Source organism: Bacillus sp. FSL R9-9530 (assembly GCF_038008145.1).
GTDB lineage: Bacteria > Bacillota > Bacilli > Bacillales > Bacillaceae_G > Bacillus_A > Bacillus_A mycoides.
Genome location: NZ_JBBOYO010000001.1, coordinates 1,682,848 through 1,703,046, shown reverse-complemented (window position 1 = coordinate 1,703,046; position 20,199 = coordinate 1,682,848). Strand labels below are relative to the sequence as shown.

The 20,199-nt window shown below is 33.3% G+C and carries 20 protein-coding genes and 2 pseudogenes; 17 read left to right on the top strand and 5 right to left on the bottom strand.

Annotated elements, in window-relative coordinates; translation table 11 throughout:
• Positions 1-349 precede the first annotated feature (349 nt).
• Complete coding sequence (locus MKX66_RS08435; protein ID WP_002031829.1) at positions 350-925, top strand: C1q-like domain-containing protein; 576 nt, start codon at positions 350-352, stop codon at positions 923-925.
• A 136-nt stretch (positions 926-1,061) separates the two neighbouring features.
• The gene (locus MKX66_RS08430) at positions 1,062-1,619 is read left to right on the top strand and encodes a C1q-like domain-containing protein (RefSeq protein WP_002031830.1); all 558 of its coding nucleotides are present in this window, start codon (positions 1,062-1,064) and stop codon (positions 1,617-1,619) included.
• Positions 1,620-1,710: 91 nt separating this feature from the next.
• On the opposite strand, the pseudogene MKX66_RS08425 reads toward MKX66_RS08430, so the two are convergent.
• Positions 1,711-1,923, bottom strand: a pseudogene (locus MKX66_RS08425) (hypothetical protein).
• Positions 1,924-2,143: 220 nt separating this feature from the next.
• Here MKX66_RS08425 and MKX66_RS08420 point away from each other — a divergent pair.
• On the top strand, positions 2,144-2,647 hold the full coding sequence (locus MKX66_RS08420) for a MepB family protein (protein WP_341085917.1): 504 nt from the start codon (positions 2,144-2,146) through the stop codon (positions 2,645-2,647).
• Between the two features lie 350 nt (positions 2,648-2,997).
• Here the strand turns inward: MKX66_RS08420 and MKX66_RS08415 are convergent, their stop codons facing one another.
• Positions 2,998-3,192, bottom strand: a complete 195-nt coding sequence (locus MKX66_RS08415; protein ID WP_002189528.1) for a hypothetical protein — start codon at positions 3,190-3,192, stop codon at positions 2,998-3,000.
• 566 nt (positions 3,193-3,758) lie between these two features.
• Here MKX66_RS08415 and MKX66_RS08410 point away from each other — a divergent pair.
• The 4 genes from MKX66_RS08410 (at position 3,759) to MKX66_RS08395 (ending at position 7,547) form a co-directional block, all read left to right on the top strand.
• Positions 3,759-4,754, top strand: a complete 996-nt coding sequence (locus MKX66_RS08410; RefSeq protein ID WP_012260898.1) for a glycoside hydrolase family 25 protein — start codon at positions 3,759-3,761, stop codon at positions 4,752-4,754.
• A gap of 143 nt (positions 4,755-4,897) precedes the next feature.
• Positions 4,898-5,749, top strand: a complete 852-nt coding sequence (locus tag MKX66_RS08405; protein WP_002031835.1) for a peptidylprolyl isomerase PrsA — start codon at positions 4,898-4,900, stop codon at positions 5,747-5,749.
• 533 nt (positions 5,750-6,282) lie between these two features.
• A complete protein-coding gene (locus tag MKX66_RS08400; RefSeq protein ID WP_326996807.1) occupies positions 6,283-6,504 on the top strand; it encodes a hypothetical protein in 222 nt (73 codons plus the stop codon).
• Positions 6,505-7,211: 707 nt separating this feature from the next.
• Positions 7,212-7,547: a YolD-like family protein gene (locus MKX66_RS08395; protein ID WP_002085766.1), complete on the top strand. Its 336-nt coding sequence runs from the start codon at positions 7,212-7,214 to the stop codon at positions 7,545-7,547.
• 285 nt (positions 7,548-7,832) lie between these two features.
• Here the strand turns inward: MKX66_RS08395 and gerPF are convergent, their stop codons facing one another.
• Positions 7,833-8,048, bottom strand: coding sequence for a spore germination protein GerPF (gene gerPF / locus MKX66_RS08390; RefSeq protein WP_001141569.1), 216 nt, complete (start codon positions 8,046-8,048; stop codon positions 7,833-7,835).
• Positions 8,049-8,260: 212 nt separating this feature from the next.
• Between gerPF and MKX66_RS08385 the strand changes: the two genes are divergently transcribed.
• The 4 genes from MKX66_RS08385 to MKX66_RS08370 all read left to right on the top strand — a co-directional run bounded on the left by MKX66_RS08385 (position 8,261) and on the right by MKX66_RS08370 (position 10,966).
• Entirely contained in the window at positions 8,261-8,599 is a 339-nt protein-coding gene (locus MKX66_RS08385; protein WP_002031841.1) for a hypothetical protein, read from the top strand.
• Positions 8,600-8,924: 325 nt separating this feature from the next.
• Positions 8,925-9,635: an SDR family oxidoreductase gene (locus MKX66_RS08380; RefSeq protein ID WP_002085764.1), complete on the top strand. Its 711-nt coding sequence runs from the start codon at positions 8,925-8,927 to the stop codon at positions 9,633-9,635.
• A 158-nt stretch (positions 9,636-9,793) separates the two neighbouring features.
• The gene (locus MKX66_RS08375) at positions 9,794-10,453 is read left to right on the top strand and encodes a DUF6944 family repetitive protein (RefSeq protein WP_002035373.1); all 660 of its coding nucleotides are present in this window, start codon (positions 9,794-9,796) and stop codon (positions 10,451-10,453) included.
• A 300-nt stretch (positions 10,454-10,753) separates the two neighbouring features.
• Positions 10,754-10,966, top strand: a complete 213-nt coding sequence (locus tag MKX66_RS08370) for a YqaE/Pmp3 family membrane protein (protein ID WP_002085763.1) — start codon at positions 10,754-10,756, stop codon at positions 10,964-10,966.
• A gap of 67 nt (positions 10,967-11,033) precedes the next feature.
• Here the strand turns inward: MKX66_RS08370 and MKX66_RS08365 are convergent, their stop codons facing one another.
• Complete coding sequence (locus MKX66_RS08365; protein WP_002035375.1) at positions 11,034-11,243, bottom strand: KTSC domain-containing protein; 210 nt, start codon at positions 11,241-11,243, stop codon at positions 11,034-11,036.
• Positions 11,244-11,709: 466 nt separating this feature from the next.
• Here MKX66_RS08365 and MKX66_RS08360 point away from each other — a divergent pair, with 466 nt between their 5' ends.
• Entirely contained in the window at positions 11,710-14,229 is a 2,520-nt protein-coding gene (locus MKX66_RS08360; RefSeq protein WP_061688759.1) for a PBP1A family penicillin-binding protein, read from the top strand.
• Positions 14,230-14,311: 82 nt separating this feature from the next.
• Here the strand turns inward: MKX66_RS08360 and MKX66_RS08355 are convergent, their stop codons facing one another.
• Positions 14,312-14,590, bottom strand: a complete 279-nt coding sequence (locus tag MKX66_RS08355; RefSeq protein ID WP_002085760.1) for a hypothetical protein — start codon at positions 14,588-14,590, stop codon at positions 14,312-14,314.
• Between the two features lie 234 nt (positions 14,591-14,824).
• Between MKX66_RS08355 and MKX66_RS08350 the strand changes: the two genes are divergently transcribed.
• The 5 genes and pseudogenes from MKX66_RS08350 to prpB all read left to right on the top strand — a co-directional run bounded on the left by MKX66_RS08350 (position 14,825) and on the right by prpB (position 20,185).
• Positions 14,825-15,979 (top strand): MFS transporter, encoded by a 1,155-nt coding sequence (locus tag MKX66_RS08350; protein WP_002031843.1) that lies wholly within the window; start codon positions 14,825-14,827, stop codon positions 15,977-15,979.
• Positions 15,960-16,186 (top strand): annotated as a pseudogene (locus tag MKX66_RS08345) (HesB/YadR/YfhF family protein). The gene MKX66_RS08350 and the pseudogene MKX66_RS08345 overlap by 20 nt, the downstream one beginning before the upstream one ends.
• A gap of 415 nt (positions 16,187-16,601) precedes the next feature.
• On the top strand, positions 16,602-17,723 hold the full coding sequence (gene mmgD / locus MKX66_RS08340; protein WP_002127276.1) for a citrate synthase: 1,122 nt from the start codon (positions 16,602-16,604) through the stop codon (positions 17,721-17,723).
• A gap of 98 nt (positions 17,724-17,821) precedes the next feature.
• Complete coding sequence (prpD, locus tag MKX66_RS08335; protein WP_002085755.1) at positions 17,822-19,258, top strand: 2-methylcitrate dehydratase; 1,437 nt, start codon at positions 17,822-17,824, stop codon at positions 19,256-19,258.
• An 18-nt stretch (positions 19,259-19,276) separates the two neighbouring features.
• Positions 19,277-20,185 carry a methylisocitrate lyase gene (gene prpB / locus MKX66_RS08330; protein ID WP_002031847.1) on the top strand — a complete coding sequence of 303 codons (909 nt, stop codon included), beginning with the start codon at positions 19,277-19,279 and terminating at the stop codon, positions 20,183-20,185.
• Positions 20,186-20,199 lie beyond the last annotated feature (14 nt).

Here is a 20,199-nt window from a genome sequence, read left to right as displayed (position 1 = left end):
GATTTTAAAGTGTTTTAAAGAGGATGTTTACAACTCAACGATAATAAAGGAATATTGAAATAATAAAATATGAAATATTGCATATCTCACTTAACAATATAATCTATTCAATAATAATAAAATCGTACAGAGGAGTTTTTTCTGAAAATCCGAGTTGATGAAACTAGATAATTTGTATTACTGATTTAACCAGAATATTACATGAGTGCTTTGTTTTTAAAAGTTATACTTTCTCTTCGCTCTGCCTTATGGTGGAGCATTTTTATTTTTGTAATCGCAATAACCTGTCCAAACTTTTCAAGTCTAGCATACATATTATGCAGTAGTAGATTAGAAAGGAGCACTATATATGTCTTGTTATTACTACTGTAAGAATTGTGAGAGTTACCAAAAGAAAAATCATGATTGCTGTAAAAAAAGAAGTGATTATTATAATAAGTGCGGTAAAAGATGTGATGACTGTTCTTGCGATCATAAGGAGAATAACCTTGTAAGAGCATCTGCTTTTAGAGCTGTAAATACAGTTAATCAAAACCTTCCAGCTAATACTTTTGTTAAAGTATTATTTCAAAATGAACAATTTGATTTAGCGAACGAATATAACCCAGCAACATCAGATTTTACTCCGAAGACTAGAGGAGTTTATTCCGTAATTGGGACGATTGGTTTCTTTCCGAACGATACAAATTTAAATTATAGAGCGCGTGTAGAAGTTCGAGTGAATGGAAATGCGGCAATTGCTATAGATAACGACTTTTTTGGTCCGATAAATTTCGGTAATGTCGTAAGTGTTTCAACAATACTTCAATTACATGCAGGTGATATTGTCGAGATTTTTGCACAAAGTAGTATAGATGGGGTTATTAGTAGTACAGAAGACGGTTCTCATTTTCAGGCTGCAAGATTCCCATCTCCAATTGTATAAATATTAAAAAGGAAAAAATTTATTAACTCTGCTTTTCGGTGGAGTTTTTTAATTTCATAATAGCAATAGCTCGTCCAAACTTTTTAAATTTATTTTGCATAGTATACAACAATAGATTTAGAAAGGGGATATAAATATGTCTTATTATTATTGTAAGCATTGCAATGGCTATAAAAAGACAAAGCATACTTGTTGTAAGAAGAGTACAGATTATTACGATAAGTGTTGTGATAATGAGAAAGATAAACTTGTAAGGGCATCTGCTTTTAGAGCGGTTAGTACAGTAAATCAAAATGTCACTGCAAATACTTTTGTTAAAGTATTATTCCAAAATGAACAGTTTGATTTAGCGAATGAATATAATCCAGTAACATCAGATTTTATTCCGAAGACTAGAGGGGTTTATTCTATTATTGGTACAATCAGCTTTGCACCTAATGATAGTAATACGAATTATAGAGCGCGTGTAGAAATTCGGGTAAATGATAATCCAGCTATAGCGATAGATAATGACTTTTTTGGTCCACCCAATTTTGCAAATGTCGTAGCTGTTTCAACAATACTTCAATTACATGCAGGAGATGTAGTTGAAATTTTTGCTGAGAGTGATGTAGATGGACTGATTATACAAAATGATCCAGGATTTATTAGTACGCATTTTGAAGCTGCAAGATTCCCATCTCCAATAAAATAAAAGACATGTTTGTGATTTATGGACTATTTTTTAAAAAAGGCCCTACCTTATGGTAGGGCCTTTTAGTTAAAGGTGTTAAATTGGTAATATATTAAAATAAGTTCATAAACACTTGATAAGCAACACCTAGAGTTAATATGATAGCTAACAGTTTTGCTACTCATCTCGGTGCATTTAAATTTAGTAAAAGGGAATGACATATACTAAATGTAATGCCGAGTGTTAAAAGAATTGCGATAAGATATAAAATTAATAGGAATAAAGGTTGCTCTATGGAGCCGAAGTCAATTTTGGATGGATTCATGTAATATGTACCTCGTTTTTTATTAATATATTAATGAAATAATGAAGAATATAAGGAATTGGAAGAGTAATGTAATAAATACTATAAAAGTAAATTTGAAGTTATGGATGGAGTAGATAAAATAATCTTTGAAAGACTATTCAAAGCCAACATTTGTTTAAGTTTAATATACAAGAACGAACGTTCTTGGTATACTGGAAAATAAAAAAGGTGCGTTTACATGACAAATTTTAGTAATATAATTGAAAAACTAGATGAAATGATTTACAAACCTAATAATCTATTAATTACTAAACGAAAAGAAGAAAAGCAAAATTCAGAATATGCAGGAGGGGTATTCCAGCTAAATAATAGAAGCATCCGATTTAGGGTATCAAAAATTACGCCTAATAAGATTGGACAATTTGTTTCTTTTTGGGAGAAGAATGCCTCCATGAGCAATCAGGCATTTTCTTATGATTCAGCTCCTAACCTTTTAGTTATCACTTGTATAGCGGATAATAACCTAGGACAATTTATTTTTCCAAAAGAGATTCTTCTAAAAGAAAAAATATTAAAAATTCAAAATCAAAAAGGGAAAATGGCTATGAGGGTTTACCCTATTTGGGATAAACCTATTAGTAATCAAGCTAAGAAGAGTCAATTGTGGCAACTTCATTATTTTGTCGATTTAAGTGATACTGAAAATGTAGCTACAGATAAATTATTAAACTTATATTCATAGCACATAATAAAAAAATTGAAATATTCAATGTTCGTTCAGATGATATTTGGAAATATTAACAGGGTAAGCCGTTAAGTAAAGAATAAAAAAGGAGCATACAAATAAAGTATGCTCAAAAAAAGATAGGTTTTATGAGTGGAGAATCTCCATACGATAATATATGCGCATTTCATTAATATGTGTAAAATATCAATAAAATATCAACAGAATATCAATTAATGAGTTATTTTAGTTTTTTAATGAAGTCATGTTTTGTGAAATGAAAAAGAGCCGTTTCTTTTGAAAGATGCGGCTCTTTTTATTATTTTGTTATCGTACTGTTCGAAATGATAAATCATAAAATTATACGATTAACAATTTGATAATGATCGGACTTCAGTTATATATTTCTTGAAGTCTGGATATTGAGATACAGTTTGGCAGGTAGTGGTGAGTAGTTGATTAATTAAAGATACATTTGTAATTACTTCGTTACAAGGACCATAGAATGTAACTTTTAGCTTTGAATTCGGGGGAACTTTGAATACGATAGGGATTTTTTTCATTAAATAAACTCCTTACATAACAGAGGTTATATGTTTATTTCCTTTTAATTAGGAAGACATATTAATATAATATGTAATTTTTATTGTAGTTGATTATTACATATACTGTATGAGTTGATGTAATTTCTATTACGTATCAAAATAGTGTTGTGAAAAAATATATATCATGTTTATAAAAAGCTTAAAAACAGACTAATATGAGGGAATAAGCGTTAATTAACTTGTCTCTATATAATAAATTGTAAAAAGGCAGCTTTTTTTAGCTGCCTTTTACAGGGAGATTGAAAAATCTTGGAGGTCATTCATGAGTATAAGCAAAAATTGCTTATATGTAGTATGTACATTATTTATAGTTTTATTCCAATATTTAGTATGAAATAAACGCAAGTTTATCGTTTACAAATGCAAAAAAAGAAGGACTTATTTATTATCGATAAAAAGAAATTATTTAGTTTTAAAAAATGATGAAAATATATTTATTTGTCTTATAGAAGCTTGCTATTAGGCGTATGGGTCTAGCAATAAAACAAGCTTTGAATAAGATAATAAAAAGGAGTTGATTAGTAATGGGTTATATTGTAGATATTTCGAAATGGAATGGAAATATTAATTGGGATATTGCAGCGTCTCAGCTAGATTTAGTTATTGCTAGAGTTCAAGATGGTTCGAATACGATCGATTTTATGTATCAAGGTTATGTGAAAGAAATGAAGAAACGTAGTATCCCATTTGGGAATTATGCATTTTGCCGTTTTATATCTATTTCAGATGCAAAAAAAGAAGCACAAGATTTTTGGAATCGTGGCGATAAAAACGCTAAATTTTGGGTGGCAGATGTAGAAGTTCAAACAATGGTAGATATGCAAGGCGGGACTCAAGCATTTATTGATGAATTACGCCGATTAGGTGCAAAAAAAATTGGTTTATATGTAGGACATCACACGTATGTATCATTTGGAGCTCGCAATATTGATGCTGATTTTATTTGGATTCCTCGTTATGGAGGGAATAAACCAGCATATCCTTGTGATATTTGGCAATATACTGATTCAGGAAATGTTCCTGGTATTGGAAAATGTGATTTGAATCAATTAATTGGGAATAAAAATCTTTCTTGGTTTATAGGTTCAAATCAAACAAATCAATCTAGTATTGGAGACAGTAAGCGACCAAATGGAATTGGTATTGCAGTTTCAAAATATGATGATGGATACGGAATTAATTTATATGAAAATCCTGCGAATCCGCAATTTATAGGAAGACTTACGAAAAAAATCCCATATTTAATCTATAAAGGTTATTGGGGAGGTGGCGAAAAAGATATGATTTGTTTAGGTGGTGAACAACAGTGGGCTAAGTTAGAACATTTTAATGTACAATGGTTTTATGCATATTCAAAGTATACACCTGGATATGAAATTAGAACGTACGATGGGCCAAACGGGAATGATACAGGTGCGGTCGATGGGAGGGTTCCTTATCGTATTTGGAATCGTCAAGATGGATATATAGATATAGGTGGGAACAAATGGATCAAAGAAGAACATGTGCAGATTAAATGATGTTAAAAGTCGGATTTATGCCGGCTTTTTTATTTAATAAAGCTTGTCTCTGGCATGAAGAGAAATACTTGCAGAAAACACATTGATTTCACAATAGCGCTGTATAGTTCCTAATATACATTTATCAAAGTGAGGTATTTGAATTGAAAAAGAAAAAGCTATTTATGGGAACTATTATTGCATGTGTGGCGCTAACATTGTCTGCGTGTGGTTCCTCAGAAAATGTTGCAACATCAAAAGTAGGAAACGTGACAGAGAAAGAGTTAAGTAAAGAATTAAGGCAAACATATGGAAAAAGTACTTTATCTCAAATGATGTTAAATAAGGCATTGCTAGATAAATATAAAGTTTCAGATGAAGAAGCTAAAAAACAAGTAGAAGCAGCGAAGGAACAAATGGGTGACAAGTTTAAAGTCGCTTTAGAGCAAGTAGGATTAAAGAATGAAGATGAATTAAAAGAGAGAATGAAGCCAGAAATTGCACTTGAGAAAGCGATTAGAGCGACTGTCACAGATAAAGATGTGAAAGATAACCATAAACCTGAAATGAAGGTAAGTCACATTTTAGTGAAAGATGAAAAAACTGCGAAAGAAGTAAAAGAGAAAATAAATAATGGTGAAGATTTTACTGCTTTAGCGAAACAGTATTCGGAAGATACTGGTTCAAAGGAACAGGGCGGAGAAATAGCTGGTTTTGCTCCTGGTCAAACTGTGAAAGAGTTTGAGGAAGCTGCGTATAAATTAGATGCAGGACAAGTAAGTGAGCCAATAAAAACATCTTATGGTTATCATATAATAAAAGTGACGGATAAAAAAGAATTGAAACCATTTGATGAAGTAAAAGATACGATTCGAAAAGATTTAGAACAACAAAGACTGCAAGATGCGACAGGTAAATGGAAACAACAAGTAATCAATGATCTATTGAAAGAAGCAGATATTAAAGTAACAGATAAAGAATTTAAAGATACATTTAAATTCTTAGATGAGAAATAAGGTTTAGAAGAAAAACAGAGATTTAGCATAATGCTATATTTCTGTTTTTTTTGTTTTCAATAGAAAAGGGAACTCATATAGAGTTCCCTTTTCGCGTTAGTGTGTGAGTTATAAATAGATAGTAAGACAATACAATATTACATTTAAATATTAAGAATTACAATAGGAAAATTTGGATGTAGATAAAAGGAATAAGCAATTAAATTCGCAAAATGTTGAAATGATAATGTTTTAGTTAATTAATTTTGTTAAATATAAACTAAATATATTTTCTTGGAGAGTGAATTGAGGACATAATTTAAAGAATGGTACATATCATATTTATTGGAGTATAAATTAACTTTATAGGAAGTGACATGTTGAACATTTAGTACAAAAAGATGTTCTTAATGATGATAAGAATTATTTATCCCGCTATTTGTGGGAGTCTTACTGCTCGTAAAACCCCCACTGATTATTAGCCTTCACTTTATTAAAATAGGATGAATATTTTTATATTTACTAGATTATTAAATTAATTTGGGGGAGAATATATGAAAGTTATTTTTAAGAGAGAAGGCGGAGGGAAAATTTTTGAATCATCTAATGAAAATATAAGCGTTCTATTAGCTGTATTAAAAGAAACAAAATGGATAAAGATTGGGATGGTTGAGTATGAAGTATTAGAATATAAACTGGAATATTATCGGAATCCGAAAAAAACAGAAACAGAGAGAGAATTACATATTATAATGCAACCCAAGCATATTCAATAAAGAAAGTGAAAAATTGATGAGTGTGAATCTTACTGCCTGCAAATAGCAGCATAAATGGTAGTAATTGTCGATATGTATGAAACTTATGAGGAATGAATTGTTTTACATCATAAGTTTCTAAAGCTTTGTGAGTTCGTTCATAATAAAAGTGTATGCTTTTGTTGAAGGATGGTTAATGAGATGTAGCTGAAATTTGTATTACAGAAAGAACGTTAGTTAGGATAGAAAAGTAAAATTAGAAATATAATTAGTTCAATAAAAGCGACTTCACATTAGGTGGAGTCGCTTTTATTGTTGCTACACGTATTCTATGATGCGATAGGAAGTGCAAAGAAATTTGATTAATAAAAGGGACTAATAAATGAGTATGAATAAACTTCATATATTAAAGTTGCATTTTGTTTGAAAAATTTACATGTTGCACTTCCGTAAGAACGTTCGTTCGTGTATAATTAGAACGAATGTTCTTTCGGAGTGGAGATGTCTACAAATTCATAAATAGTTTTGAATTGGAAAGCTACGCTACGTATAAATAAGAGATGGATAAAGAATGAAGCGATAAGGCTTCTAACCGCAAGGGCTGCGGAGATAGCCTAATAAATTAGAGTTCGATAGAACTCTTTACTTAGGAATCCCCCACTTCTAAACGAAGTGAAAGTGGGGTAGTTCAAGAATGGATAGATATAGAAAATTGAGGAGTAAAGAAAATGAATTATGTAAAGATACAGGAAAAAGGAAGAGAGTGGGTTCCGTTTACAGTAATGTCGGAACAATTATTAAGTATGAAAAAAATTATTGGAGAGAAATTAAAAGTCCAAAGACCGCTAATAACAAATGAAGCGAAAGACAGCATTTCAGACAAATTATTAACTTCATTATTGTCTGAAGAAGAGATGTTAGTGACATATTTTGAAGAAGGATACATACTTACGAGTTATATGACAGTGGTTCATATAAATCCAATTCAACAAATTGTAAAATGTACAGATGCATTTTATAAAACATATATATTTTCTGCAATGGACATAATTGATGTAACCTAAAAGAAGCTGAATTTTGAAGTTTAGCTTCTTTAATTTATCTAGCTATTTACGGACAGGCAGATTCACACCTCAAAATTCGGCTGTGAGTCAGGCTACTTGTTAAAACCTAATTTTTTGAAGAGGTGAAGAACTAAATGAAAAAGCAGCTAGCTGCAAGCTAGCTGCTTAGTCCCAGGGAAAGGGAGAAAAAGATTGGCACTCAAAAAATCAATGATAGCTGTGTATCAGCCTGAGTATAGTATAGACAAATTTTAAAATGTTATACAAAAATGATTACAGATCTGGTTAGGCCGTACCAACTTGGTTTTGATCTGCTAGATCAGAATCAAATGTATTAGTCGCGCTAACCCCACTAAAAGTGTTCACTACGAAACCAACGTTAGATGCGCCAGAGCCGTTATAAGCTTTCGTATTCTCTTTTGGAGAAACATTGTAGAAATCACCTAAGTTGAAAGATCCGTTACTATTTTGTACAACTAAATTCCCAACAACTGAGGGCATAATTTTCACCTGCTTTATAAGTAATTGTTTGCATTACTATATGAAGGTATAGTCTAATTGGTTCATTTGACAAATATTCCGGAATAGAAAAATGTTTGAAGCTTTGTTTAATCAATCGAGCAAAAAGTATGTTAAAATTAATGAAGAGCTGAATTTTAAAAAGAATAAATTTGAATAATTAATATATATGGAATTAAAGGAGGCAAAATGTAATGGATAATGTTATAAAAACAGTCGATTTAACAGATGCAGAATCAAGTAAACTTATTGCTTATATTTATAGTAATGATGTCACATTGATCGAAAAAGCATTTTGTCCTAATGAAATAAAATTAAAGTTTAATGAAATAGCAATTTTATCGGCAATTAAAACCGCATATATTACGAAAGTATCTATAAGAAAAGAACTTGAAGCAATTTTTCACGATACAGGCGTTTTATTAGTAAAGCAAAATGTTGAAAGGAATAGTATTCAATCTATAACAATGCATTTTGAGCAATTTAAAAAGTTACAAAATGAGATTGAGAATTTAAATAAAAGTATGTTATAAGACTAGGTGGAAATTTATTGATAGAGGTGGGCTCTGTTAAGTTGAAAAAGTGGATTGAAAAGTATTTGGATAAATCGAACCGTAAACATAAATATACTTTCATTAAGGTGTAACCTATATTTATCGATGTGAGAAATGTAGGGAATAGAAGATACAATTTAAAAATAATAACGATACAAACAAAAAGAGTAACTATGATGGTTACTCTTTTTGTTTGTAATATGTAATATCAAAAATACTTCTAAAGTATGAAATGAATTGATACTTAAGTGAGAAGTTGAATAAGAATAAAAAGAGTAATATTAATGGAAAGGAGGAGATGAAGTTGGAGCGAAACGACATTGGGAAACTTGTAATTATTACTGGAGTAACGCAAGGGTTAGGACGTGCAATGGTTGATAGGTTTCATGAATTGGGGTGGAACATAGCAGGGTGTGGACGCTCAAAAAATAAAATTGAAGAACTTAATAAATATTACGGTGCTTCACATGATTTTCAAATAATTGATGTTTCAAATCATCACCAAGTTAGTAAATGGGCAAGTCGTATTCTTAATAAGTATAGGGCTCCCGATATGTTAATAAATAATGCATCGATTGTTAATCAAAATGCACCTCTATGGAAAGTTACCGCACAAGAATTTGAAAGTGTAATGAGTGTAAATGTGAACGGGGTAGTAAATGTCATTAGGGCGTTCGTCCCGGCGATGATAGCTAGGAAAGAAGGAATTATTATTAACATGAGCTCTAGTTGGGGAAGAGAAGGCGAGGCTGAACTTGCGCCATATTGTGCCTCGAAGTTTGCTGTTGAAGGTATCACGCAGTCAATGGCAATGGAACTGCCAAATGGTATGGCAGTAGTTGCTTTAGATCCAGGTGGCAGTATTAGCACTCCAATGCTTCACTTATGTGCACCTCAATATGTAAAAGAATCTCCTACACCTGAAATGTGGTCACATAAAGCAATTCATTATATATTAAATATATCAATAGATAAAAACGGTGAGTCATTGACATGTCCGGCATACATTCATTGAGAAACTCCTTGTCAAAAAGAGCGCCTGAAAGGTGCTCTTTTGTATTATTAGTACATTATGTGATGCACAAAATTACATATGAAAAATAAAATAATGAATTAAAGGTGATATTTGTTTGTTTTGAATGTACTAGAAAATTTAAATATAGGTGATGGGAAATGAACCTACGCGATTTAGAATTGACAGGTGCCTGGTTTCAAGTAGGAGGAAATCTTATAGCGGCAATTGGAACAACTAGAGGGTTTGCAGGGGAAGAAAAGATTGAGTCGGATCTCGTTATTGTAGGGAGTTCATTACAAGCTCTCGGATATATATTACAAATTATAGCAACTAATGATGCGAAAGATGAAGATAAATGTGAGAAGCAAGAGGTAACTATAGATAATAAAAATAAAGCGCTAGCGAAAACGGGGATTGAGTTATTAGCTTTAGGTAATATTTCAAATGTAATAGGAACGTATTTTAATCTCAATGAACAAATGAAAGAAAATGATTTCCTTATAATTACTGGAAATAGTTTGCAATCAATTGGCGCTTTTTTAGGAGTAGAAGTAGCATTGAATGAGATAAATGGAATACAGTGGATTATCGTATTAGGGAATTCAATGCAAAGTTTAGGTGCGGGATTACAAGCATATGAAGGTATTAAAAATATACCAAAAGAAGAAAAGGGAAAAGAAGACAGTAATATAGATAAAGAAGATCAACGTATAATAGGGCTAATAGGTATTTGGATACAGGCAATAGGTACTGTAATTTCAGCAATTGGATTAACCGAAATAGTAGAGGAACAACGATTGGAATCTAAGAAAAGGTGATGAAATACTCATTTCAATGAAGTTTGGAGTATTTCAATTTTAGAAGTAGGACAAGATGGATGTGTTAATTGTTTTTGTAGGCTTTTTCATATAGGCGTAGAATATACATATAAACGAACAGGTGAAAATAACTTGTTAACGTTAGTGAGAGGTTCTTCATTTAGTTATACTATTATATGTGATTTTTGTAATGATGAGTTCTTATATACGCTTTTAGAAATAACATGATTTCATAGGTTTGATAGTGTAGGAGATGGATGGGGAAGAATCGAAAAATAAACATTAAGGAGTTTTTCAGACATGATGTACTTATTAGCAATTTTACTTCCGCCGGTAGCTGTTTTATTTTGCGGAAAGCCATTTCAAGCGATTATTAATTTCATTTTAACCTTAATTTTTTGGGTTCCAGGAGCGATACACGCAGTTCTTGTCGTACATGATAAAAAAGCCGACAGGCGACTTAAAAAACAAGTTCAGGCGTATGATGAAATTAATAAAAGAAATAGAAGGTAAATTGCGATTGACATACAAAAAAGAAAGGGGATTTGATTCGCCTTTCTTTTTTGTATGCCAATCAAGTTTAAATTTTAGTATAGCGGTAAGAATTTTTAATATAAGTATTATGATAATAACTTTTAGAATGTGCGTTTAATAAACCGGTGTAAATGCTTTCTGGCACATTAAAGAAATCATACATACCATTCTTTAGTTGAATACGTAAAATCATAGAAAAAGGATTATAGCCAACAGCAACTAATTTTTTTGAAATAACGGGAGATAGCTCCATCATTACGCAACTCCTTATTTTTCATTTTAGATGGTTTCTTGTAGAGAAGGGGATTGTCGTGTTGAAATCCTAATAATTAAAGGAGTATTATACTTATATGCAATATATTAAATGTTTGTTATACGTAATTATAAGGAAGTTCACACGAAGTACATATCGTTGTGCTATTTTTATTTCACCTTTGATTTATAAATAAGAAAATATTGACCATTTGAAAAAAAGGTATATTATTTATACGAGGTATTAAAAATTCACTTCTTACATTCTATGCTTTAAGGGGCAGTATTATTAGAAAAAATAGAAGTGAAAATAGTTTGTATAAGAAGTATTCTAAAATGTATAATCTGTGAATTGGGAAAATATTGAATGCTCCAGGTCAATATACTTTCTTGATTAAATGTATTTGGGAAAGTGACCTCAATATTTTCAAGTAAATCAACGGGAGAATTGAAAGGCAGGAGAAAGTAACATGTCAGAAAATTATCGTTCTCGAGAGGAGCGACGACAAGTTCAAAAGAAAAAACAGCCAGCTTCTAAAAAAACAAAACCAAAAGGTAAAACATCGTTTTTTCGTAAATTTTTAATCAGTTGTTTACTACTTGGTATTGTAGGTTTAGTGGCAGGGGTTGCTACCTTTTTCGTAATGATTAAGGATGCACCAAAACTTGAGAAAGCAAAACTTGTTAATCCGTTATCCTCAAAAATCTATGATAAAGACGGGAATTTGGTATATGAATATGGGAAAGAAAAGCGGACGAATGTTACGTATGATCAAATCCCTAAATTGGTAGAAAATGCATTTTTAGCAACAGAAGATTCGCGTTTTTATGAGCATAGCGGAGTAGATTTTAAAGGTACTGCTCGTGCAGTTTTAGTTAGTCTTAAGGGAGATTATGGCTCTCAAGGTGGTAGTACGATAACGCAGCAAGTTATTAAAAACTACTTCTTATCGATGGAAAAAACGTCAAAACGTAAAGTTCAGGAAATATATTTAGCGTATAAGCTAGAACAACAATATTCAAAACATGAAATATTAGAGATGTATTTAAATAAAATTAATTTAGGAAACCGTTCATATGGAATCGCAACAGCAGCACAAAACTACTACGGTAAAGAATTGAAAGATTTAACATTACCAGAAGTTGCGATGCTAGCTGGCTTACCAAAAGCACCGAATAACTATGACCCAACGAAAAAAGAAAATGTTCAAAGGGCAACAGAAAGAAGAAATACTGTACTAAACTTAATGAATAGACATGGTTATATTACAAAGGCAGAAATGGAAGAAGCTTCGAAAGTACCAGTGGATAAAAATATTAAGAGTGCAGCTGAACTACAAGCGATGCCATATACTGCATTTATGGATGCAGTAGTTAAAGAAGTAGAAAAGGAAATACCAGATGTTAATATTGGATCTGATGGTTTAGAAATTTATACAACATTGGATCCAAAAGCACAGAAATTAGCTGATAATATTTTGAATACAAATATTATTAATTATCCAAATGATAAATTCCAAGGTGCTTTCACATTTATGGATACGAAAACTGGAGAAGTTCGCGCTATAGGTAGTGGGCGCGGTGAAAATAAAGCAGTATTTAAAGGGCATAATATGGCGATTGAATTAGATCGTGCAGCTGGTTCAACGATGAAACCAATTTTTGATTACGCTCCTGCAATTGAATATTTAAAATGGGCTACTTATCATCAAATTGATGACTCTCCATTTAAGTATTCAACTGGCCAAGAAGTTAGAAATGCAGATAGAAGTCATTTAGGGCCAATCTCAATGCGTGAAGCACTAACAAAGTCACGTAATATCCCAGCTATTAAAACAGCTAAAGAGGTAGGTATTAGTAAATCGAAAGAGTTCTCTGAGAAATTAGGTATTACATTTAATGTAGCACCGACAGAATCAACAGCGATCGGTACAAATGAAGCGTCACCAACTGAAATTGCAGGTGCTTATGCGGCATTTGGGAATGACGGTAAGTATACGAAGCCGCATTTTGTTAAGAAAGTAGTTTATCCAGACGGCAAGTCACAAAGTTTTGGACAAAAACCAAAATCAGTTATGGCGGATTCTACAGCATATATGATTACTGATATGCTTCGTTCTGTAGTTACATCAGGTACTGGTACATCGGCAAATGTGGCCTCTTTAGATGTAGCTGGTAAAACAGGTACAACTAACTATTCTTCAAAACAACTAGCACAATATGGAATTCCAGAAAGTGCAACTCGTGATAGTTGGTTTGCAGGATATACACCGCAATATACGATGGCAGTATGGACTGGATATACGAAAGATGGTAAAGACGAGTATATTAGTAGTAAAAATACGAAAATTGCACAGTTGATCTTTAAAGAAATGATGAGCGAGATGGCTACAGATAAATCACGCTTTAAAATGCCAAGTAGTGTTATTCAAGAAGGTAGTGAATTGCGTATAAAAGGTGAAAAACGTGATTCATCTCCAAATACTAGCGTACCGGATACAACGGAACAACCAAAACAAGATCAACAGCAAAAAACTGAAGAAGAGAAAAATCAAGAGGAATTAAAGAAACAGGAAGAACTTAAGAAACAAGAAGAGCAAAAGAAACAAGATGAACTTAAGAAGCAAGAAGAGCTTAAGAAGCAAGAAGAGCAAAAGAAACAAGATGAACAGAATAAGCAAAATGAACAAAACAATGGAAATGGTCAAGGAACTCCAAATCCACCAACTAATGGAGGTGACCAAGGAACTCCAAATCCACCAACCACTGGAGGTGGCCAAGGAACTCCAAATCCACCAACCACTGGAGGTGGTCAAGGAACTCCAAATCCGCCAACTACTGGAGGTGGCCAAGGAACTCCAAATCCACCAACCACTGGAGGTGGCCAAGGAACTCCAAATCCACCAACCACTGGAGGTGGCCAAGAAACTCCAACCCCACCAACTACTGGCGGGAACACAGGAGAGGCTCCTTCCAATAATGGACAATAAATAATGCATTTTAAAAGCACCGAAGGTACCGGGAAAAACGGTTTCTTTGGTGCTTTTTGTATTATAAAGAGTAATATTATTTTTAAATATTAAAAGTACCATAGAAATTTTGAAAGTAAATTGATGGGAAATGATAAAAAATTTGAGTTGGCGGTATTGGATAACTAGGGCCATAAAAAGTAGTACTACTCGGGTGTGTACCATGATGCCAAAATGAAGGGGTGACTTGGTCAGTCGATTGATATTGTTGCCAAGCGGCAGGAAGTTCGATACCAACATCAGAACTAGCTGTATGAACGACAGGAACATGTATTGAGGGAGCTGATGGGACAACGGCGGTTATTCTTGGTGATACCCACATGAAAACGATCACTCCTAAGTTTAATAATAAAATAGTATATTCTTCTAAAACCTATAAAGGTACATATATAGGTTTTTTGCTTAAAACATAGGCATAAAGTCGTAAGACCAACTTAAATTGATGGTAGACCATTTATTATGAAAAGATACGTCTATTAGCGGAGGGCAAGGGAACATGAAAAATATACAATTGATGTGTTGATTGTATATTTTACGTGTTTATGGAGGGATTTTAATGGAACGATTATGGACGAAATCATTTATACAAATGACTATCGCGATGTTATTTTTATTTACGGGGTTTTATTTACTTGTTCCAACGCTCCCGCTCTTTATTAAAGAGATTGGTGGAAATGAATCGCAAGTTGGACTGATGATGGGAATGTTTACAATAGCGGCAGTTGTAATACGACCGATTATTGGAGGTATGTTAGATCAATATGGTAGAAGATCTTTTATTATTTTCGGACTCATATTTTTTGGGATAACGATGTATTCGTATAATTTAGCATCGACTATTGTCCTTTTAGCTGTTTTACGCGTTATTCACGGAGTGACGTGGGCTGTTTCTACAACAGCAGTTGGAACAGCGATAACTGATATTATTCCAGATTCACGTCGTGGTGAAGGGATGGGCTGGTATGGCATGGCGATGACAATCGCGATGGCAATTGGCCCGATGATTGGATTATGGGTTGTACAAAATTATTCATTTCATGGTCTATTCTTGTTAGCAACTCTTTTATCCTTTATGGCAGTCGTATTATCGTTAATAACGAAAATGCCATTCACGCCACAAAAAGAAAAAGGGAAAATTCAGCTGTTTGAAAAATCCGTTTTATCAATAACGGTTGTTGTTTTCTTTTTATCATTTGCATATGGAGGAATAACAACATTTTTACCGTTATTCGCGTCATCAATTGATGTGAATCCTGGGACATTCTTTCTTGTATATGCAATTGCTTTAACAATTGTACGACCTATTTCAGGAAAACTATTAGATAAGTATGGAGAAGTTTTTATCATACTTCCGGCACTATGTATTACTATTTTAGCGATAGTTGTACTAACGATTTCAAATGGTTTGATAGGTGTAATGATTGCAGCGGCATTATATGGTGTTGGATTCGGTTCAGCACAGCCCGCTTTACAAGCAGCGATGCTGACAATTGTTGATCCTAGTAAAAGAGGAGTTGCTAACGCTTCATTCTTTACCGCTTTTGATTTAGGGATTGGATTAGGTGCGATTTTACTTGGAGTAGTTTCACAAATGTTTGGTTACCGTATTTTATTTGCAGGTAGTGCAATTTCAGGATTAATAGCTTTAATTATATTTGTCATTTTTGTAAAACAACGATTAGGCAAAAAAGATTTTGCGTATAAAGCATGATGAATCTATTTGATGTATTGTAAGGTACGGAGGAAATAGCTCAATTCAGCCCGGATATTCTTTAGGGATTGTTTCTGAGAAATCAGTTCGGGAAATAGTGTCAGTTGAGAAAGACGGTAGTTTATTTTTATAGATTTTGATGATCTTTCGTACTTTCAAAACTATGAATTAGTTGTAAGCTATCGTAAAGAAACGGAAGAAATTTAATTTAATTATGTAAAATAATAATTTTATTAAAAATAAATAAATTTTATATAAGAATTATATTTATGGGAATATGAAATAAATATTATAAAAAACCGAGCTGTGCATGAGTGCAGCTCGGTTTTTTATGTTTGTTGAAGAAAAAGGGATTAAAGGTATATTTAGTGGGATTATATGGATAATTGTTATATTTCGTTTTAAAACATTGTAAAAGGATGTCTGTCCTTTCTTTATAAAAGATGAAAGTTATTTTTGAAAAATTGTATTATTACATCGGTAAAAGTATAGGAAACTTATCATTATAAAATAAATTGAAATCTTCTAAAAACTCTGATACATTGAAATAGAAATGTAGTTTCATATTATTGTAAAGGCTTACAGTTATGTGCACGAAGATCTATTAGGATTGGAGGAAATAATGATGAAAGCTGAAGAAAAATTTTCCCCGGGATTAGATGGTGTAGTAGCAGCGGAAACGAAAATTTCGTTTCTTGACACAGTAAAAGGTGAAATTGTAATTCAAGGGTATGATTTAATCGAACTCTCAAAAACAAAAGAGTATTTAGACATTGTGCACCTTTTATTAGAAGAACGTTTACCGAATGAGGATGAGAAAGCAACAATTGAAAAGAAATTAAAAGAAGAATATGCAGTGCCAGAAGGTGTATTCAATGTTCTAAAGGCATTGCCTAAGGAAACGCATCCTATGGATGGGCTACGTACAGGTGTGTCTGCATTAGCTGGTTACGATAGTGATATCGAAAACCGCTCGTTAGAAGTGAATAAAAGTCGAGGATACAAGCTTTTAAGTAAAGTGCCAAATATTGTAGCGAATAGCTACCATATTTTAAATAATGAGGAACCAATTGAGCCTCTTCAAGAATTGTCATATAGTGCGAATTTCTTCTATATGTTAACTGGAAAGAAACCAACTGAACTTGAAGAGAAAATCTTTGATCGTTCCCTTGTTTTATATAGTGAACATGAAATGCCAAACTCTACATTTACAGCACGCGTTATTGCATCAACGCAATCCGACTTATACGGCGCTTTAACAGGAGCAGTTGCATCCTTAAAAGGAAGTCTTCATGGCGGTGCGAATGAAGCGGTTATGTACATGCTTTTAGAAGCTGGTAATGTTGAGAAATTTGAAGAGTTATTACAGAAGAAACTATATAACAAAGAAAAAATTATGGGCTTTGGACACCGTGTTTATATGAAAAAGATGGATCCAAGAGCACTTATGATGAAGGAAGCATTAAAGCAGTTATGTGATGTGAAAGGCGATTATACACTATATGAAATGTGTGAAGCTGGAGAAAAAATTATGGAGAAGGAAAAAGGAATTTATCCGAATCTTGATTATTATGCTGCTCCAGTATATTGGATGCTTGGTATTCCAATTCAACTTTACACACCAATCTTCTTTAGTTCTAGAACAGTAGGGCTATGTGCACACGTAATTGAGCAACATGCGAACAATCGTTTGTTCCGTCCACGTGTAAATTATATTGGCGAGCGACATGCATTTAGTAAATAAAAACAACTGGGGAGTTGTTAGCGCCGCCCGCCAGATGGGTGTTTGACCGACACCCATCATTAATAATAACGAATTTTCGACAGAAAGGGAAGAATAGCATGATTAAAACAAATGAAATTAAACAAAAAGATGCATTATTAGAAGAAATTACGGACTATGTATTAAATAAAGAGGTTACAAGTGCAGAGGCATTCAGTACGGCTCGCTACGTATTACTTGATACACTTGGATGTGGAATTTTAGCACTACAATACCCAGAGTGTACGAAATTATTAGGACCAGTTGTACCAGGAACAATCGTGCCAAATGGTACACGTGTACCAGGAACATCTTATGTGCTAGATCCAGTAAAAGGCGCATTTAATATCGGATGTATGATCCGTTGGTTAGACTATAACGATACTTGGCTTGCAGCAGAGTGGGGACATCCATCTGATAACTTAGGCGGAATTTTAGCAGTTGCAGATTATATTAGCCGCGTTCGTATTTCAGAAGGAAAAGAACCATTAAAAGTACGTGAAGTACTAGAAATGATGATTAAAGCACATGAAATTCAAGGTGTACTTGCTTTAGAAAACAGTTTAAACCGTGTTGGTCTTGATCACGTATTATATGTAAAAGTAGCGACGACTGCAGTAGTTGCAAAAATGCTTGGCGGAACGCGTGAGGAAATCTTTAATGCATTATCACATGCGTGGATTGATAATTCTAGTCTTCGTACATATCGTCATGCTCCAAATACAGGTTCACGTAAATCATGGGCAGCAGGTGATGCGACGAGCCGCGGTGTTCATCTTGCAATGACTGCATTAAAAGGTGAAATGGGTTACCCAACGGCATTATCTGCACCAGGATGGGGATTCCAAGATGTGTTATTTAACAAGCAAGAATTAAAATTAGCAAGACCGCTAGAATCTTATGTAATGGAAAATGTATTATTCAAGGTGTCATTCCCAGCAGAATTCCATGCACAAACAGCTGCAGAATGTGCAGTGAAATTACATCCGGAACTTAAAGAAAGATTAGATGAAATTGATCGTATTACAATTACAACTCATGAGTCAGCAATTCGTATTATCGATAAAGAAGGTCCATTAAATAACCCAGCTGATCGCGATCACTGCCTACAATACATTACGGCAATAGGTTTATTAAAAGGAGATATCGTTGCGGATGATTATGAGGATGTAGTAGCGAATGATCCACGTGTAGATGAATTACGTAATAAGATGGTTGTTGTTGAAAACAAACAGTACAGTTTAGATTACCTTGACCCGAACAAGCGCTCAATCGCCAACGCTGTTCAAGTTCATTTTAAAGATGGTACTGTAACAGAAAATGTGGAATGTGAATACCCACTTGGCCACCGTTTCCGTAGAGACGAAGCAATTCCAAAAGTTGTTCGAAAATTCACTGCAAATATGGCAGGTCATTATTCTAGTAAGCAACAAGAAAAAATCCATGAAGCTTGTCTAAATGAAGAAAAACTAGAAAATATGAATGTAAACGAATTTGTAGATCTATTCTTAATTTAATAATAGGGGGAATTTAGAATGGCTTGGGTTGTGAATAAACAGTCAACACAAGAGGAGCTTGCGAATCGCTTCCGAGCTTTAGTAGAAGCAAATGAAATTTTGCAAATTCCAGGTGCTCATGATGCAATGGCGGCTCTTGTTGCGAAAAACACAGGTTTTTCAGCTCTATATTTATCGGGAGCTGCTTACACTGCAAGTAAAGGACTACCAGATTTAGGAATCGTGACGTCTACTGAAGTAGCAGAGAGAGCAAGGGATCTAGTTAGAGCTACAGATTTACCAGTTCTTGTTGATATTGATACAGGATTTGGTGGAGTACTAAACGTAGCGAGGACAGCTGTAGAAATGGTGGAAGCGAAAGTTGCGGCTGTTCAGATTGAAGATCAACAATTACCAAAGAAATGTGGACATTTAAATGGTAAGAAACTTGTTACTACAGAAGAATTAGTTCAAAAAATTAAAGCGATTAAAGAAGTTGCGCCAAGTTTATATATTGTAGCACGCACAGATGCTCGCGGCGTGGAAGGATTAGATGCAGCGATTGAAAGAGCGAATGCATATGTAAAAGCAGGGGCAGATGCAATATTCCCAGAAGCGCTTCAATCGGAAGAAGAATTCCGTTTATTTACTAGCAAAGTGAATGCACCTTTACTAGCAAATATGACTGAGTTCGGAAAAACACCATATTATAGTGCAGAGGAATTTGCGAATATGGGCTTCCAAATGGTAATTTATCCTGTAACTTCACTTCGTGTTGCTGCAAAAGCATATGAGAATGTGTTTACGCTAATTAAGGAAACGGGTTCTCAAAAAGATGCACTTTCTAATATGCAAACGAGAAGTGAATTATATGAAACAATTTCATATCATGACTTTGAAGAGTTAGATACTGGAATTGCAAAAACAGTATTATCTGAAGATCAATAGGTAGAAGGATTTAG